Here is a 16,512-nt window from a genome sequence, read left to right as displayed (position 1 = left end):
ATCTAGTTGAAGATCCGGGTGTCGTCCGTCGCATTTTCGGCGCGCCCTGTTCAGCTCCCTGAGCAGGCATTTTCAGCAGGTAATTCAGTGCGCAACGCGAAGGGGATCATGGCCACGGATGAGGTCGGCAGCACGTTCGGCAATCATCATCGTCGGCGCGTTGGTGTTGCCGCCGATGAGGGTGGGCATCACCGAGGCATCGATTACCCGCAGTCCGCCGATGCCGTTCACGCGAAGCTGCGGATCCACCACCGCGTTGCCGTCGTTGCCCATCCGGCAGGTGCCGATCGGGTGATAGACCGTCTCGGCCTTGGCGCGCACGAATGCCGCCAGCCCGGCGTCGTCCAGATCGTCCCGGACCGGGAAGATCGGCGTGCCGCGATAGTCGTCGAACGCACGCTGGGCGAACAGCTCGCGCGACAGCCGCGCGCATTCGATCATCATCTTCAGATCGAAGCCCTCGGGATCGCTCAGGTAGTTGGCTTCGATGCGGGCCGGGGTGCGCGCGTCCGCGTCCTCCAGGCGGATGCGGCCGCGACTGCGTGGACGGAGGAAGCAGGCATGCAGCGTATAGCCGTCACCAGCCAGGCGATGCCGCCCGTGGTCGTCGAGCATGGCCGGCACGAAGTGCAACTGGATATCGGCATGCGGGTCGGGCGCCAGCGACGAGCGCACGAATGCGCCGGCTTCGGCGATGTTGCTGGTGCCGGGGCCGCGATGCCCGCGCAGGAAATAGTCGAAGGCCGTCTTCAACTCGCTGGTACGGTCGTAGGTGACCGGCCGGGTCGAATGCCGCAGCGTGCAGATATCCAGGTGATCCTGCAGGTTCAGGCCGACCTGCGGCGCGTCCATCCGTACCGTGATGCTGTGCTGGCGCAAATGATCGGCCGGTCCGATCCCGGACAGCATCAGCAACTGCGGCGAATTGATCGCGCCTCCGGCCAGCAGCACTTCCCGCTCGGCGCGCACCCGGATCTCGCGGCCGCGGTGGGCATAGGCCACGCCGACCGCGCGGCCGTCCTCGATCAGGATGCGGCGGGCGAGGGTGCCGGTGCAGACTTCCAGATTCGAGCGGTGCCGCACCGGATGCAGGTAGGCCACGGCCGAGGAGCAGCGCGCGCCATCCTTCTGGGTGACCTGGTAGAAACCGAAACCCGATTGCGCCGGCCCGTTGAAATCGTCGTTGCGGGAGTAGCCGGCCTGTTGTCCGGCCTCGATGAAGGCGGAGGACAACGGGTTGGTGTAGCGCAGGTCGGACACGTGCAGCGGGCCGTCTGCGCCATGCAGCGCGTCGGCGCCGCGGCTGTTGCGCTCGGAGCGCTTGAAGTAGGGAAGCACGCCCTGCCAGTCCCAGCCCTCCGCGCCTGCCGCATCCCAGCGGTCGTAGTCCTCCGGCACGCCGCGGACGTAGCACATGGCGTTGATTGAACTGGAGCCGCCCAGTACCTTGCCGCGCGGCCACCACAGGCGCCGGCCGTCGAGTTGCGCTTCCGGCACGGTGTCGTAGTTCCAGTTCACGCCCTTCTGGCCGACCAGCCTGGCCAGTCCGGCCGGCATGTGGATGAAGGGATGCCAGTCGCGGGGGCCGGCTTCCAGCAGCAGCACGCGGCAGGCGGGATCTTCGGAGAGGCGGTTGGCAAGCACGCAGCCGGCCGAACCGGCACCGATGATGATGTAGTCGTACACGTGGAAGCCTGCAACCGGGATGGATCGAAGCTATCGGGCGGGGATAGAGCAAATGCTCGGCGGGCCTCGACCAGATGCGCGCCTTCCGCAGCGATGGAACACAGCGGCGTCTGAAAACGCTGGCGATGTTGCAGTGCATCGGATACCTTGCGCGCGTGACGCCGGCCGCAGTGCCCGTCCTTCCCATCCCGGCGGCCAGGCGACGGCAATCCGCATGAATTCTCCCGCTCACGAAGCCTCCCGTCCCACCGGCTTTCGCCAGGTGATTTCGCAGTTGGGTGTGGATTCCCCGGCCCTGTGGTGGTCGCTGCTTTATTTCTTCTGCCTGCTCAGCGGCTACTACGTCCTGCGCCCGGTACGCGACGCGATGGGCGCGTCGGGCGATGTCGCGGCGGTGTTTCCCGCCCGGTTGATCGGCTGGGCGGGGCAGCACGGCATCGACCTCAAGGACTTCACCCTGCAGGTGCTGTTCACCGGCACCTTCGTCTGCATGGTGCTGCTGCAGCCCATCTATGGCGCGCTGGTGTCGCGATACCCGCGGCGGGTGTTCCTGCCGGTGGTGTACCTGGCTTTCATCGCCTGCCTGGGGTTCTTCTACTGGGCCTTCAACCGGGAACTGCCGGGACGCGGCGCGGCGTTCTTCATCTGGGTGGCCGTGTTCAACCTGTTCGCGGTCTCGGTGTTCTGGAGCTACATGGCCGACGTGTTCGACAACGAGGACGCCAAGAAGGTCTACGGCTATATCGGCGCCGGCGGCACCACCGGCGCGCTGGTGGGCCCGACGATCACCAGCCTGCTGGTCGAACGCATCGGCGTGGGCAACCTGCTGCTGGTCTCGGCGCTGTTCCTGGCGGTATGCCTGCTGTGCATCCTGCGCCTGCGGCCGTGGGCGGTGCGCCGCGAGCAGCGCAACCGCGAGGCCAGCGGCGAGGATGCGATGGGCGGTTCGGTGCTGGCCGGCCTGCGGCTGGTCTGGCGGGATCCGCTGCTGCGCTCGCTGGCGATGCTGATGTTCTTCGGGGTCGGCGTCGGCACCCTGCTGTACAACGAGCAGGCGGCGATCGCGCGGCAACTGGTGCAGGACGCGTCGCGGACCGCGTATTACGCCAACCTGGATCTGGGCGTGAACCTGCTGACCATCCTCGTGCAGGTATTCCTGACCCGTTGGCTGCTGCGCCGGTTCGGCATCGCGCCGCTGCTGCTGATACCGGCCACCGCCATCCTGCTGGGCTACGCGCTGCTGGCGGCCGCGCCGCTGCCGGCGCTGATCTGGGTGGTCCAGGTGGCGACCCGCGCGGGTGAGTTCTCGCTGGCCAAGCCGGCCCGCGAAACCCTCTACACCCGGGTCGATCGCGAATCGCGCTACAAGGCCAAGGCGGTCATCGATACCGTGGTCTACCGCGGCGGCGATCTCAGCTTCGTCTGGTTGCACAAGGCGCTGTCCGCGCTGGGATCCAGCGTGGTGTTCCTGGTCGGTATCGGCGTGGCCGCCGGCATGACCCTGGGCGCATGGCGCGTGATCCAGGCGCAGCGCCGGTTGCCGGAACCGGCGTCGGTCGCCGCCGAGGGCAAGGCGGCCTGAGGTGGGGACAACGGTGGACGGACCGCAAGACCGTCCAGCCAACGCCTGGAGACCGGGCACGACGTCGCCCTCGCGTTCGCGCCGATGTCCCGGCTTCAACAGGAACCGCCTGAACATGCGCGCGACGCGCACGGGCTCATTTGGCTATCCTGTCGAGGCCGCCGCGCTGGACGAGAGACATGCTGATTGCCGTATCGCTGAGCTTCCTGGTCGCCCTGCTGCACCTGTACTTCATGGTGCTGGAGATGTTCCTGTGGACGCGCCCGATAGGCCTGAAGACTTTCCGCAATACACCGGAGAAAGCGGCGATCACGCGGGTGCTGGCGGCCAACCAGGGTCTCTACAACGGCTTCCTCGCCGCCGGCCTGCTGTGGGGACTGCTCAGCCAGCAATGGAACGTGGTGGTGTTCTTCCTCATCTGCGTGGTCGTGGCCGCACTGTACGGCGCCTACAGCGTGAGCCGGCGGATATTCTTCGTGCAGGGCATCCCCGCCGTCGCCGCGCTTGCCGCCATCTTCTTCGGCTGAACCGGCTTTTCCTTGCAGGAGCGACGTCAGTCGCGACCGAGTGCCGTCCGGGATGACGATTTCCGGTCGCGACTGACGTCGCTCCTACAGAAAAGACAGGCCCAGCGGCAGCGCGAACAACAGCGCTCCCAGCACGAACAGTGCGGTCAGCAGATGCAGCAGCCAATGATGGCGCCGCAGGAACACGAACTGTTCGATCGTCCGCCCGATCCAGAACAACGCCATGAAGGCCAGTACCGCGCGTCCCAGTCCGCTGTCCTGCAGTTCGCCGGTGAAGGCGAAACAGGCCGCGCCGATGCCGAGGAACAGGTAGATCAGGCGAAGGTTGAGGATCTGGGTGATCGCGCGGGTGGCGAATCCGACCCGGGCCAGTTCGTCCTTCCAGCGGAACAGCTTCCAGAAACCCAAGTGGAACAGGGCGAAGCCCAGGCTGTGGACGCCTGCCAGCCGGACCAGCCAGTCGCCCGCGGCTTCCATCAGGTCAGACGCCGGGGCTTGCCGGCCGCGGCGACACCCACATCGCGATGCGTGCGCGGAATACCGCCTCGCCCTGCGGATTGCTCACCACCACATCCATCGGCAACTCGTAGCCCTCTTCCGCGGCGTGCGGCGGGAAGGCGGGAGTGGCGACCGCGTGCATCGTGCCGACCGCCTTCTTCAGGTATTCCACGGTCATGCCGCGCGGAATCCAGCGCATCGAGGCCGGGATGCTCACATCGGTGGTCAGGCCGCCGACGAATTCGGCCAGGTTGCACAGGGCGATGGCGTGCACGGTGCCCAGATGGTTGGTGACACCGCGCCGGTGGGAAATGGTCGCCTCGCCGCGGTTCGGTTCCAGCCGGGTGATGCGCGGGCGGATGCTGGCGAAGTAGGGCGCCTTGAAACAGACCAGGCGCGAGAACAGCCAATGGCCGAATGGCCGCGCCGAGAGTCTGCGGTACATCGACAGGACGGATGCGCTCATGGGGTCTCCATGCAAGGACGGCGAGCCGAAGCTCGCCGTCGCGGGTGTTGCGGGTCAGGCCGCGGCGCGTGACTTGTCGCCGGGCTGGTGTCGATCGTAGTAGCTGGCCGCGCGCAGCTCGTGCGCATCGAAATCGTCGACGGTGATGGTATCCAGCGTCATCGTGCGCAGTTCTTCCAACTGCTTGCGTTCTTCCGCGGTGATCCAGCCTTCGCGCACGCCCTCGTCCAGCTGGCTGGCGAAGTCCAGCGCCTCGATGCCCTTGGTCTTCAGCGCCTTCAGGAACTTGCGCTCCACCGGTTCGGCCAGCACGGCCTTGGCCAGATAGCTGTTGATGCGGCCGGCCGGATTGTTCTCGCACGGGGTGGTGAAAACGCCCTTGGCCAGGCGATCGCGTGCTTCGTTGGGCGTCATCAGCAGGGCGGCGGCACGGTGGCCCAGGCGATCGCCCGGTGCGTGCGCGCGGCGGCCCCACGGGAAGATCAGCGCCCACATCAGCCAGCCGACCGGACGGATCGGGAAGTTGCGCAGTGCCGCCGACAGCGACAGTTCGATCTGGTGCACGCTGTCGTGGAAGGCCCAGGCCAGCAGGGTCCGATCCGCCGCCGGCGCGCCTTCGTCGTGGTAGCGCTTGAGCATCGCGCTGGTCATGTACAGATGGCTCAGCACGTCGCCCAGACGGCCGGACAGCGATTCCTTGAACTTCAGCTTGCCGCCCAGCGTCAGCATCGAGATGTCGGCCATCAGCGCGAGGTTGGCGGAGTAGCGATCCATCTTGCGGAAGAAGCGGCGGGTGTACTCGTCGCCCGGGGCCGCGCCGATGCGCGAAGCGGTCAGGCCGAACCAGAACGAACGCACCGCGTTGGAAATCGCATAGCCGATATGGCCGAACAGGTTGCGATCGAACTCGTTGGTGCCGGCGACGGTATCCGGATTCTGCGCCGCCTTCATTTCCTTCAGCACCCACGGATGGCACAGGATCGCGCCCTGGCCGAAGATCAGCAGGCTGCGGGTCATGATGTTGGCGCCTTCCACCGTGATCGCGATCGGCGAGGCCTGCCAGGCGCGGCCGACGAAGTTGCGCGGCCCCAGGATGATGCCCTTGCCGCCGACCACGTCCATCACGTCCTTGACCACGTCGCGGCTCATGTTGGTGCAGTGGTACTTGGCGATCGCCGACGGCACCGCCGGCTTCTCGCCACGGTCCACGGCCGCCGCGGTCGCCTGCGACAACGCGCTGATCGCGTAGGCCTTGCCGGCGATGCGGGCGAGCGCTTCCTCGACGCCTTCGAAACGACCGACCGACAGGCCGAACTGCTTGCGGATGCGCGCATAGGCGCCGGTGACGACCGCGCCCATCTTGGCACCGCCGCTGGCGGTGGAGGGCAGGGTGATCGAGCGGCCGATCGACAGGCACTCGCTGAGCATGCGCCAGCCTTCGCCGATGCCCTTCTCCTCGCCGATGATCTGCGACAGCGGCAGGAACACTTCATGCCCGCGCACCGGGCCGTTCTGGAACGGCGAGTTCAGCGGGAAGTGGCGGCGGCCGACTTCCACGCCCGGGGTTTCGCGCGGCATCAGCGCCAGGGTGATGCCCAGATCGCGCTTGTCGCCCAGCAGGCCGTCCGGGTCGTACATGCGGAAGGCCAGGCCGATGATGCTGGCGATCGGCGCCAGGGTGATGTAGCGCTTGTCGAAAGTCAGCTTGATGCCGACCACCTTGGCGCCGTCCCAGTCGCCCTCGCAGACGATGCCGTAGTCCGGAATGGAGGTCGCGTCGGAACCGGCGAACGGACCGGTCAAGCCAAAGCACGGCACCTCGCGGCCGTCGGCCAGGCGCGGCAGGTAGTAGTCCTTCTGCTGCTCAGTGCCGTAATGCATCAGCAGTTCGCCCGGGCCCAGCGAGTTGGGCACGCCGACGGTGGAGCTGACCACGCTGGAGACCGAAGCCAGCTTCTGGATCACCTTGTGGTGGGCCAGCGCCGAGAAGCCCAAGCCACCATAGGACTTGGGAATGATCATGCCGAAGAATTTGTTCTTCTTGATGAACTCCCACATTTCCGGCGGCAGATCGGCGTGGACGTGGGTGATTTCCCAGTCGTTGGTCATCCGGCAAAGATCTTCCACCGGACCGTCCAGGAAGGCCTGCTCCTCGGCCGTCAGTTCGGGCTTCGGCTGGGACAGGAGCTGGTTCCAGTCCGGATCGCCGGAGAACAGCTCACCCTCGAAGCCGACCGAGCCGGATTCCAGCGCGATGCGCTCGGTCTGCGACAGCGGCGGCAGGATCTTGCGGTAGAAGGTCAGCAGCGGCGCGGTGATCAACGGCTTGCGGATGGCCGGAATCAGCAGCGGGACGGCGATGAGGGCCACGATGACGGCGGCGATGATCGTGGCGGTCGGATTGGCGCCGAGCAGCCAGCAGGCTACCAGCAGGGTCGCGGTGATCGCCACCCAATAGGCCAGCCGCAGGCGGTGATAGGCCGCGAACGCGCCCGCCAACAGGAAGGCGAGGAAGGGGGCTAGGATGCTCATGGACTTGCTCCGGTTGCGGATCCGCTTTCGGCGGACGATTCGGTGGGGGCTGGCGCGAAGGACGCCTGCGGCGACCGCAGTTCGGCCAGGTACTCGAGTACGGCGGCGGTGAAGGTGTCGTTGTCGTCGCCGGCCACCATGTGGGTGGCGTCCGGCAGATGGACGTGCCGCGCGTGGGGAACCAGCGCGCGGAACTCCTCGACGGTCCTTGCGGAGACCAGGTCGCTGCGTCCGCCGCTGATCAGAAGGATCGGACAGCGGATGCGGCTGGCGGCCTCGGCAAGGGCATCCTGGTGCTGCTCGCTGTCGCGGGCCAGTTCGTCGATCAGGCGCGGGTCCCAATGCCAATGCCAGCGGCCGTTTGCGTTCGGACGCAGCAACGCGCGCAGTTCATCCGGCGATTTGCGGTTGCGGCGGTGCGGCAGGTAGGCGGCGATGATGTCGCTGGCCTGTTCCGGGGACTCGAAACCGTCGGGAAACGCGGTCATGAAACCGAGGATGCGCTCCAGGCCCGCCGATTCCCAGCGCGGGGTGATGTCGACCAGCACCATTGCCCGCAGCAGGCCAGGCCAGCGCGATTCGGCGATCAGGCCGAACAGCCCGCCCATCGATGCACCGACGAGGATGGGCGCCTGGGCCTGTTCGCCGGCAACGATGATCAGATCATCGGCGAACTGCTCGCCGGCGTAAGGCAATTCGGCTGGATTCCGTTGCGAGTCACCGTGCCCGCGGGCGTCATAGGCAAGGCCGGCATAGCCCTTCGCGGCGAGGACCTGCGCGGTCCGCGCCCAAGCATGGCGGGTCTGGCCAAAGCCATGCGAATAGATCAATGCGGGTTCCGCCTGCAGCGGGGCGGGTGAAGCGAACCGGCTGGCAGCGAGCCGCAGATCGCCGGCTCCGGTCAGCCCCAGCGCTTCGCCGACACCGGTTGCGGAGAGGGACATGGCAGGAGAGGAGGCATTGACCATACGGGCTAGTATGGGCTTGCCGGTTTAGAGCAGTCAATCGGTCGGCGGGATTCTTCGCCATCGCAAGCGTTTGATTTGGCGAAAGTTTTGTTGCATCGCAGCAAACGTACTCCAACAAACTTCGCCGTATGGTTAAATGGGGTCATGACGACTCCAAGCCCCGACCCAGCTCCCGCCGCATCTCCGCGGAATGCCCGTCTCAGTGCCGACGACTGGGCGCAGGCCGCGCTCGATCTCATCGCCGAACAGGGTGTCTCCGCGGTGGCGGTCGAACCCCTGGCGCGTCGTCTCGGCGTGACCAAGGGCAGCTTTTACTGGCACTTTCCTTCCCGCGACGCCTTGTTGCAGGCGGCGCTGGAGCGCTGGGAAGCGGTGGAGCAGGAAAGCGTGTTCGGCAACCTGGAGAAAGTGCCGGATCCGCGCGAGCGCCTGCGCGCGCTGTTCCAACTGGTCGGACACGAGGTCAAACCGCACATCATCTACAGCGAGTTGCTGAAGGCGCTGGATCATCCGGCGGTCCAGCCGGTGATCGATCGTGTGTCGCAGCGTCGACTCGAATACCTGATGGCGTCGTTCCGTCAGGCGGGGCTGGCGCGCCAGGACGCGATCCATCGTGCCCGCCTGACCTATGCCGCGTATGTAGGCTTCCTGCAGCTGTCACTGCAACTGCAGCAGCCACGCATGACCCACGACGAGTTCGAAGCCTATCTGGAACACGTCATCTCCACACTCATTCCCACCTGAGCGCAGGCGCACCTCGCTCGCGGAAAGCAGGGCGGCGAGCATGAGCGGGCACAAAGCCGCCTCGCGGGAATCATGCGGGACCGGGTGCGCTCATCAATCGGCCATTGCGCCATTCCCGCACGTGCTCGGTGTATCCCGCGCTGTCCAGATAGCGGAAGATCGAGCGTACGGTGACCACGGGATAGTCGCCTGACAGGCGGGTGGCGACCGGATGGTCGGTGAAGTCGACGTTGGCGGTGAACAATCCGCCCAGCACGCGCTTGGTGTACGGAACATGGATGGTATCCGGGATGAAACCATCGCCGCGCGCGAAGGCGTACGCCGTGGCGCGGTCGTATACCGGCTTGTCGGCGATCGCGCTGGCCATCATTTCGACCAGCCAGGCGGTCGAGTTCTGATAGTTGCGGCCGCCGGGACGCGCGATCAGGTTGTAACGCGGATGGTGCAGGCTGTGGCGCGGCAACTGTTGCAGTCGTCCGGCCAGCCGCTGCGCGAAATCCGGCTTGAACCAGACGATGCGCAGATCCTGGTTGACCAGATCGTCGGAGAAGAAATTCACCAGCCCCTGCGCGTACAGTCCCGAACGATCGCTGCCGCAGTCGTTGAGCAGGTGCACCACCGTCCAGCGTCCCCGGGGATGATCGCGGACGACAAAGCCGGCATGGCTGTAGACCAGACCCTGCTTGGACAGATCCGTACCCACCCGCGCAATCAGTGCCACCGGCGCATCCCTCTGATCCAGCGCGGCGGCGGCCAGCAGCGCGGTCTCCGCCGCCGAGGCGACCTTGGTCGGCGACAGTTGTTGCTCCCGGCAATCGTTGCCGGCGTGGGCCGCCAGCGGCAGGCACAACAGCCACGCGCAGCGCATCAACAGGCGGTTCATCGGCTCAACTCCCGTAGCGATGGCTGTGGATGTGCGGACGGACGCTGTCGTTGGCGATGAAGCACAGCGTCTCGCCGGCAGCGCTCAGCAGCCAGCCGGTGGCAACGGCGGTCACGCTGATCGCGGTTCCCACCGCGATGCCCAGCCGGCGAACCGCTTCCACCGACAGGTAGACCACGAACGAGGCGCCGGCGGCGGTGGCCGACACGGTCACCGCCACACTGCCGCCCACCACGGCGACCCCCGACACCACGGCCGACGCGCCATGCGCCAACGCGTGCACGACGGCCACGGGCACTTCGACGGAAGCGGCGAGGCTGGCCTGCGAGTGCCGGCTGGCGCCATCGGACTGAACGGCGGCCCGGGCGGGAACGGCGGCGGCGAACAGTGCGGTCGCCAGCAGCAGGGCACGGAAGTACGGGACGGGGGATTTGGACAGGGTCATCGGCAGGTCTCCTTGCGCAGCGCAAGGTGGGCGCAGACGCCGTCCGGATTCAACTAACTTTGACAAGGTAAGCTTCCGGAGGACGAAAGGTATAGGAATCCGCTACCCATGGCCGTATCCCTGGAACTGGTCGACGCGCTCAAGCGCTGCCTGCGCGGGCAGGGCATGACCTACCGCGATCTGGCGGCGCAGATGAAGATGAGCGAGGCGGCGATCAAGCGCATGTTCTCCCGTCGCGCCATGAGCCTGCAGCGGCTGGAGCAGATCTGCGAGGTCCTGGATGTCGGCCTGGCCGAGCTCAGCGCCGAGGCGTCGCGCGGGCGCAAGCCGATGGCCCAGTTGGAGGCGGCGCAGGAACAGGCGCTGGTGAAGGAGCCCGCGCTGCTGATGGCGCTGTTCCTGACCCTCAATCGATGGCGGCAGGAAGATGTGCTGGAACACTTCGGCTTCACCTCCGCCCAGTGGACCGGCCTGCTGGTGAAACTGGATCGCCTCGGCATCATCGAGCTGATGCCCGGCAACCGCACGCGCACCCTGACTGCGCGCAACTTCCGGTGGCGCGCCGATGGGCCGATGGAACGCTATTTCCGCCACACCCTGCTGACGGATTACTTCGCCGATGCCTTCGACGGCGAGCAGGATGCGTTGCTGCTGCTCAGCGGCAGCCTCAGCATCGAAGGCATCAAGCAATTGCGGCAAAGGCTGGAGGAAGTGGCGCGCGAGTTCGATGCCCTGTTGGCACGGGATGCGACCCTGCCGGCGTCCGAGCGCATCGGGGTGAGCCTGGTGCTGGCGCAGAAGCCCTGGCTGCTCCAGCTCTTCAACCCCTACCGGCGATCGCGCACCGGCTGAGCCCGCCCCCGGAACTCCTGGCCTGCCGCGAGGGGGAGCCTGCCGGCGCCGCGTCTACATATGTATGTGGACCGCTGCCTCTGACGCCGATTCCGGGAGGCCCGAGCGTGCCCTACGGGACAAGTCCTGACCTTCCTGAATCCGATTCGGCGTTCTCCTCGTCATCGGGACCGGACATTGGTATCATTTTGGTCTCATTTTTCGAGGGCACGGCATGAACGCAGCGGTCGACGTTTTCAAATCGCAGGACTCCCAGGGGTGCAGGCTGGATGCGCTGAACGCCTGGGTCGCGGAAGTCGCCGCGCTGACCCAGCCCGACCACATCCATTGGTGCGATGGCAGCGATGCCGAAAACGCCGCGCTCATCGCCCGCATGCAGGCCGACGGCACCCTGCTGCCGCTCAACCGCGAAACCCATCCGCACAGCTGGCTGCACCGTTCCAGCCCCAGCGACGTAGCGCGGGTCGAGCATCTGACTTTCGTCTGCACCCCGGAGCGCGACGACGCCGGCCCGAACAACCACTGGATGGCGCCGGCCGAGGCACACGCCAAGATGGACGCGCTGTTCGCCGGCTGCATGCGCGGTCGCACCCTGTACGTGGTGCCGTATTGCATGGGCCCGATCGATTCACCGCTGGCGCGTTGCGGTGTGGAAATCACCGACTCGCCCTACGTGGTCGCCAACATGCGCATCATGACCCGCATGGGCGCGGCGGCACTGGCGCGGATCGAACGCGAGGGCAGCTTCGTCAAGGGCCTGCACTCGATCGGCGAACTGGATCCGGAGCGCCGCTTCATCATGCATTTCCCGGAAGAGTTGACCATCAAGAGCTACGGCTCCGGCTACGGCGGCAACGCGCTGCTCGGCAAGAAGTGCCACGCGCTGCGCATCGCCTCGCACCAGGCACGCCAGGAAGGCTGGCTGGCCGAGCACATGCTGATCGTCGGCATCGAGAACCCGCAGGGCCAGACCCACTATGTCGCCGCCGCGTTCCCTTCCGCCTGCGGCAAGACCAACCTGGCCATGCTGATTCCGCCGGAGGGCTACCGCCAGGCCGGCTGGAAGGTGTGGACCGTCGGCGACGACATCTGCTGGATGCGTCCGGGCGCCGATGGCCGGCTCTACGCCATCAATCCGGAAGCCGGCTTCTTCGGCGTCGCTCCGGGCACCTCGGACAGTTCCAACCCGAACGCGCTGGCCACCATCAGCCACCACACCATCTTCACCAACGTCGCGGTGACCGACGAGCAGGAACCGTGGTGGGAAGGCCTGGACGGACGCACGCCGGCGCTGGACTGGCAGGGACGCCCGTACGATCCCGCCAACGGCCCGGCCGCGCATCCGAACTCGCGCTTCACCGTGTCCGCCCGCCAGTGCCCCAGCTACTCGCCGCGCGCCGAAGATCCGCAGGGCGTTCCGATTTCAGCGATCGTGTTCGGTGGTCGCCGGGCATCGCTGGTTCCGCTGGTGTTCGAAGCCCGCGACTGGACCCATGGCGTCCTGGTCGGCGCCGCGATGGGGTCGGAAACCACCGCCGCCGCCACCGGCGCGGTTGGCGTGATGCGTCGCGACCCGATGGCGATGAAACCGTTCTGCGGTTACAACTTCGCCGACTACTTCGCCCATTGGCTGTCGTTCGACCAGCCCGGCGCGAAGCTGCCCAAGATTTTCCACGTCAACTGGTTCCGCAAGGGCGACGACGGCAAATTCCTATGGCCGGGTTTCGGCGAGAACCTGCGCGTGCTGGAGTGGATGATCAAGCGGGTGGAAGGGCAGGCGGACGCTGTGGAAACGCCGATCGGCCATCTCCCGCGGCCCGCTGACCTCAATCTCGAAGGCGTGGCGCTTTCGCAGGAAGCCGAGGCCAAGCTGTTCGGCTTCGACCGGGACGGCTGGCGGTCCGAGGTGGAAAGTATCGGGGCCTATCTGGAGGAGTTCGGTGGGAGGATGCCGGGGGCGTTGAAGGGTGAGCAGGAGCGCATTGCCAGCCAGTTGGGTTAAATCTGACCTTCGTCCAACGGAAACGGCTGCTTCTGCAGCCGTTTTCTGTTTCTGGTGGCGCTGAATGCGGGATGCCACAAACGTATTTTTACTTACAGTTCATCAAAATGAATAGGACAAGTGTTTGATTTATAAGGGCTCATAACTCTTTCTTAATAAAGAAATTTGCGTTACTCTTTGGTTCACAGGCTATGTGAGGCCTGTCACTTCGGATTCCGGCGCCGCGTTGGCACCGGCCGTTTACAACTCAAGAGAGAGAGACAAATGGGTTCCAGTTACTTGTCGAAAGGCATCAAGCGCACGGCCCTGAGCCTGGCCCTGGGTGCCTGCTTCGTGGGTGGGGTACAGGCGCAGTCGAACTCGGCCGGTGCCATCACCGGTCGCGCCGTCGACGGCGACACCATCACCATCGTCAGCCCGGACACCGGATTCACCCGCACCATCAACGTCAGCGGCGACGGCAGCTATCGTTTCTCCGCGCTGCCGACCGGTAAGTACACGATCACCCGCAAGGCTGCGGACGGCGCCTCGTCGAGCCGCGATATCACCGTGACGGTGGGCACGGCCGCGAATGTGGATTTCGCCCGTGCGGCCGCCGCTTCGGGTGGTGCCACCACGTTGGATGCGGTGCAGGTCGTCGGCACCAATGCCATCAACCCGATCGACGTGTCCTCCGTGGAATCCACCACGGTGCTGACCGCTGAACAGATTGCCAAGATTCCGGTTGCCCGCAACATCACTGGCGTCGCGCTGCTGGCTCCCGGCACCATCAAGGGTGATGCCGCGTTCGGAAACCTGGCGTCGTTCGGCGGATCTTCGGTGTCGGAGAACCAGTATTACGTCAACGGCTTCAACATCACCAATACCTTCAAGAACCTCAATTTCGCGCAGATCCCCTTTGAGGCGATCGCCGAGCAGCAGGTCAAGACCGGCGGCTACGGTGCCGAATTCGGTCGTTCCACCGGTGGTGTGATCAACCTGATCACCAAGCGTGGTTCGAACGAGTTCCACGCCGGCGGCAACATCTTCTGGGAACCGGAATCGCTGCGCGAGAGCACGCCGAACCTGTACTACCGCAATGGTCGACTGGTTTCGGATAATTCCAAGGACCTGGGCTGGGCCGCGACCGCTTCGGTCTGGGCCAGCGGCGCGCTGGTGAAGGACAAGCTGTTCGCCTATGCGCTGCTGCAGTATGGCCGCACCGACGAAGCCGCCTATCCGAATGTGCTGAGCGGCGGCAAGAACACCCAGGAAGAGCAGAAGTCGCCGTCCTGGCTGGTCAAGCTGGACTGGAACATCACCGATGACCACCTGCTGGCGCTGACTGCGTTCTCGGACAAGCGCAAGACCAACACCGCGTATTACTACACGACCTTCGAAGGTGATTCGGTCAAGCCGAATCGTGGTACCTATCTGGGCACGCTGCATGAAGAAGATGGCGGCGAGAACTATGCGCTGAAGTACACCGGCTACCTGAGTGAAAATTTCACCTTGACGGCGCTCGCGGGCCACGGTGAATTCTCGCGTTCGAACCACGCCATCCAGGCCGACGGCAGCCGCATCTCCTATGACGGCAATCTCAACAGCGTGGTGGGCGGTTGCCCGATCGTGCGTGACAACCGTCCCAGCGCCCGCAAGGATGCCACCGGCATCTACTCCGGTTGCGACTTTGCGACCTCCCTGAATCGCTCCGATGCCAAGGACACTCGCGACCAGTTCCGCATCGACGCCGAATGGTTGCTGGGCGATCACGTGGTCAAGTTCGGTTACGACCTGGACGACTTCGAGACGGTGGATGGCACTGCGTATTCGGGCAACTACTACTACCAGTACAACAACAACCCGAACACCGGAAACGATTTCGTTCGCCGCATCAACATCCGCCAAGGTTCGACGGTGAAGGTCGAGCAGCGTGCGTTCTATGTGGAAGATACCTGGAACGTCACCGACAATTTCCTGGTCTACGGTGGCTTGCGCTGGGACAGCTTCGAGAACAAGAACGGACTGGGCCAGAGCTACGTCAAGATCGACAATCAGTTCGCTCCCCGCCTTGGCTTCTCGTGGGACGTGAATGGTGATTCGTCCTTCAAGATCTTCGGTAATGCCGGTCGTTTCGCTCTGCCACTGACCGCGAACGTTGCCGTCCGTGGGGCGAGCGCGTCGATCTACGAGATGCAGGACTTCATCTACACGGGTGTCGATCCGGTTACGGGCGTGCCCATCAACATGACGCCGGGTGGCGGCCCGTTGGTGGAACCCTATTATGCGAATGGCGAAACCGGTCAGAACAAGAACCCGGCCTCCATCGCGTCGACCAACCTGAAGCCGATGTATCAGGATGAATTCATCCTCGGCTTCCAGGCCCAGATCACCGAGCACCTGTCCGCCGGCGTTCGCGGTGTCTACCGTGAGCTCAAGCGTGCGATCGACGATACCTGCGACATCCGTCCGATCGAGGATTGGGCTGAAGCGAACGGGTATACGGACGTGGCCGTCGGCAATCCGTCGTTCCCGTACTGCCGCCTGTACAACCCCGGCAGCGATGGCATCTGGAACATCGACGTTGATGGCGACGGCACCACCGAGCGCGTCTCCATCGCCGCGAACGCGTTGGGCCCGGAAGCCAAGCGTACCTACTCCGCACTGGAGTTCTTCTGGGAAGGCGCGTGGGACAAGTTCTTCCTGCAGGGTTCCTACACCTACGGCAAGAGCAAGGGCAACACCGAAGGCGGCGTGAAGTCCGACATCGGCCAAGGTGATACCGGCACCACGCAGGACTTCGACTATCCGGAGCTGATGCTGGGTTCTTTCGGTTACCTGCCGAACGACCGTCGCCACACCCTGAAGATGTTCGGCAACTGGGACATCACGGATGAGTGGTCCGTGGGTGGCAACCTGCTGGTCCAGTCGGGACGTCCGATCAACTGTTTCGGTGTCTACGGCGACGACCCGGTCGGCTACCGCGCGGCGTACTTCTCCTGCGATCCGATTGGCCAGCATGGCGGTACCACCGTCGTGGACCGCGGCACCGCCGGACGCACCTCGTGGACGACGACCTTCGACCTCAATGTCGCCTATCGTCCGGCATTCGCCGACGGCAAGCTTGCCTTCAAAGTCGACGTGTTCAACGTGTTCAACGCGGACAAGGCCATCGCGGTCAACGAGGAAGGCGAGAACGACGCGGGTGACCCGATCGTGCAGACCGAAACCTACAAGACCCCGCTGTCCTGGCAGACCCCGCGCTCGGTCCGCTTCATGGTGCAGTACGACTTCTAAGCAATATCGGGAAGTCAGCGTGAAGGAGACGGCCGCCTTTGGGCGGCCGTC

13 protein-coding genes are annotated in these 16,512 nt (G+C 65.2%); 6 read left to right on the top strand and 7 right to left on the bottom strand.

Annotated features, from left to right (window positions below):
- Positions 1-84 precede the first annotated feature (84 nt).
- Positions 85-1,686, bottom strand: coding sequence for a choline dehydrogenase (locus FHW78_RS18220; RefSeq protein ID WP_183643996.1), 1,602 nt, complete (start codon positions 1,684-1,686; stop codon positions 85-87).
- Positions 1,687-1,900: 214 nt separating this feature from the next.
- Here FHW78_RS18220 and FHW78_RS18215 point away from each other — a divergent pair, with 214 nt between their 5' ends.
- Positions 1,901-3,268 (top strand): MFS transporter, encoded by a 1,368-nt coding sequence (locus FHW78_RS18215; RefSeq protein ID WP_183643992.1) that lies wholly within the window; start codon positions 1,901-1,903, stop codon positions 3,266-3,268.
- A gap of 179 nt (positions 3,269-3,447) precedes the next feature.
- On the top strand, positions 3,448-3,795 hold the full coding sequence (locus tag FHW78_RS18210; RefSeq protein ID WP_183643989.1) for a DUF1304 domain-containing protein: 348 nt from the start codon (positions 3,448-3,450) through the stop codon (positions 3,793-3,795).
- An 84-nt stretch (positions 3,796-3,879) separates the two neighbouring features.
- On the opposite strand, the gene FHW78_RS18205 is transcribed toward FHW78_RS18210, so the two are convergent.
- From FHW78_RS18205 to FHW78_RS18190, 4 genes are read right to left on the bottom strand one after another with little or no spacing between them, the layout of a single operon-like run.
- Positions 3,880-4,272, bottom strand: coding sequence for a hypothetical protein (locus tag FHW78_RS18205; protein ID WP_183643987.1), 393 nt, complete (start codon positions 4,270-4,272; stop codon positions 3,880-3,882).
- Positions 4,273-4,276: 4 nt separating this feature from the next.
- Positions 4,277-4,759: a hotdog fold domain-containing protein gene (locus FHW78_RS18200; RefSeq protein ID WP_183643985.1), complete on the bottom strand. Its 483-nt coding sequence runs from the start codon at positions 4,757-4,759 to the stop codon at positions 4,277-4,279.
- A 54-nt stretch (positions 4,760-4,813) separates the two neighbouring features.
- The gene (locus FHW78_RS18195; protein WP_183643983.1) at positions 4,814-7,291 is read right to left on the bottom strand and encodes an acyl-CoA dehydrogenase; all 2,478 of its coding nucleotides are present in this window, start codon (positions 7,289-7,291) and stop codon (positions 4,814-4,816) included.
- Positions 7,288-8,235, bottom strand: coding sequence for an alpha/beta fold hydrolase (locus tag FHW78_RS18190; RefSeq protein WP_255443340.1), 948 nt, complete (start codon positions 8,233-8,235; stop codon positions 7,288-7,290). Before FHW78_RS18190 ends, FHW78_RS18195 begins: the two co-directional genes overlap by 4 nt.
- A gap of 168 nt (positions 8,236-8,403) precedes the next feature.
- Between FHW78_RS18190 and FHW78_RS18185 the strand changes: the two genes are divergently transcribed.
- Entirely contained in the window at positions 8,404-9,003 is a 600-nt protein-coding gene (locus FHW78_RS18185) for a TetR/AcrR family transcriptional regulator (RefSeq protein WP_183643979.1), read from the top strand.
- A gap of 70 nt (positions 9,004-9,073) precedes the next feature.
- On the opposite strand, the gene FHW78_RS18180 is transcribed toward FHW78_RS18185, so the two are convergent.
- A complete protein-coding gene (locus tag FHW78_RS18180; RefSeq protein ID WP_183643976.1) occupies positions 9,074-9,886 on the bottom strand; it encodes a DUF2145 domain-containing protein in 813 nt (270 codons plus the stop codon).
- 4 nt (positions 9,887-9,890) lie between these two features.
- Positions 9,891-10,331, bottom strand: a complete 441-nt coding sequence (locus FHW78_RS18175) for a hypothetical protein (RefSeq protein WP_183643973.1) — start codon at positions 10,329-10,331, stop codon at positions 9,891-9,893.
- 108 nt (positions 10,332-10,439) lie between these two features.
- Between FHW78_RS18175 and FHW78_RS18170 the strand changes: the two genes are divergently transcribed.
- From FHW78_RS18170 to FHW78_RS18160, 3 genes are all read left to right on the top strand, one after another.
- Positions 10,440-11,183, top strand: coding sequence for a helix-turn-helix transcriptional regulator (locus FHW78_RS18170; protein ID WP_183643970.1), 744 nt, complete (start codon positions 10,440-10,442; stop codon positions 11,181-11,183).
- Positions 11,184-11,397: 214 nt separating this feature from the next.
- Positions 11,398-13,185: a phosphoenolpyruvate carboxykinase (GTP) gene (locus tag FHW78_RS18165; RefSeq protein WP_183643967.1), complete on the top strand. Its 1,788-nt coding sequence runs from the start codon at positions 11,398-11,400 to the stop codon at positions 13,183-13,185.
- A gap of 264 nt (positions 13,186-13,449) precedes the next feature.
- Positions 13,450-16,461 (top strand): TonB-dependent receptor, encoded by a 3,012-nt coding sequence (locus FHW78_RS18160; RefSeq protein WP_183643963.1) that lies wholly within the window; start codon positions 13,450-13,452, stop codon positions 16,459-16,461.
- Positions 16,462-16,512: the final 51 nt, after the last annotated feature.

Origin of the sequence: Pseudoxanthomonas sp. OG2 (assembly GCF_014192765.1) — a bacterium.
GTDB classification, from domain to species: domain Bacteria; phylum Pseudomonadota; class Gammaproteobacteria; order Xanthomonadales; family Xanthomonadaceae; genus Pseudoxanthomonas_A; species Pseudoxanthomonas_A beigongshangi.
This window is presented reverse-complemented; position numbering and strand designations above follow the sequence as displayed.

What these genes read in the sequence shown, in the direction of transcription:
- FHW78_RS18215 (WP_183643992.1), top strand. Translation starts at nt 1,901, where the DNA reads ATGAATTCTCCCGCTCACGAAGCCTCCCGTCCCACCGGCTTTCGCCAG.
- FHW78_RS18210 (WP_183643989.1), top strand. Translation starts at nt 3,448, where the DNA reads ATGCTGATTGCCGTATCGCTGAGCTTCCTGGTCGCCCTGCTGCACCTG.
- FHW78_RS18205 (WP_183643987.1), bottom strand. Translation starts at nt 4,272, where the DNA reads ATGGAAGCCGCGGGCGACTGGCTGGTCCGGCTGGCAGGCGTCCACAGC.
- FHW78_RS18200 (WP_183643985.1), bottom strand. Translation starts at nt 4,759, where the DNA reads ATGAGCGCATCCGTCCTGTCGATGTACCGCAGACTCTCGGCGCGGCCA.
- FHW78_RS18195 (WP_183643983.1), bottom strand. Translation starts at nt 7,291, where the DNA reads ATGAGCATCCTAGCCCCCTTCCTCGCCTTCCTGTTGGCGGGCGCGTTC.
- FHW78_RS18190 (WP_255443340.1), bottom strand. Translation starts at nt 8,235, where the DNA reads ATGTCCCTCTCCGCAACCGGTGTCGGCGAAGCGCTGGGGCTGACCGGA.
- FHW78_RS18185 (WP_183643979.1), top strand. Translation starts at nt 8,404, where the DNA reads ATGACGACTCCAAGCCCCGACCCAGCTCCCGCCGCATCTCCGCGGAAT.
- FHW78_RS18180 (WP_183643976.1), bottom strand. Translation starts at nt 9,886, where the DNA reads ATGAACCGCCTGTTGATGCGCTGCGCGTGGCTGTTGTGCCTGCCGCTG.
- FHW78_RS18175 (WP_183643973.1), bottom strand. Translation starts at nt 10,331, where the DNA reads ATGACCCTGTCCAAATCCCCCGTCCCGTACTTCCGTGCCCTGCTGCTG.
- FHW78_RS18170 (WP_183643970.1), top strand. Translation starts at nt 10,440, where the DNA reads ATGGCCGTATCCCTGGAACTGGTCGACGCGCTCAAGCGCTGCCTGCGC.
- FHW78_RS18165 (WP_183643967.1), top strand. Translation starts at nt 11,398, where the DNA reads ATGAACGCAGCGGTCGACGTTTTCAAATCGCAGGACTCCCAGGGGTGC.
- FHW78_RS18160 (WP_183643963.1), top strand. Translation starts at nt 13,450, where the DNA reads ATGGGTTCCAGTTACTTGTCGAAAGGCATCAAGCGCACGGCCCTGAGC.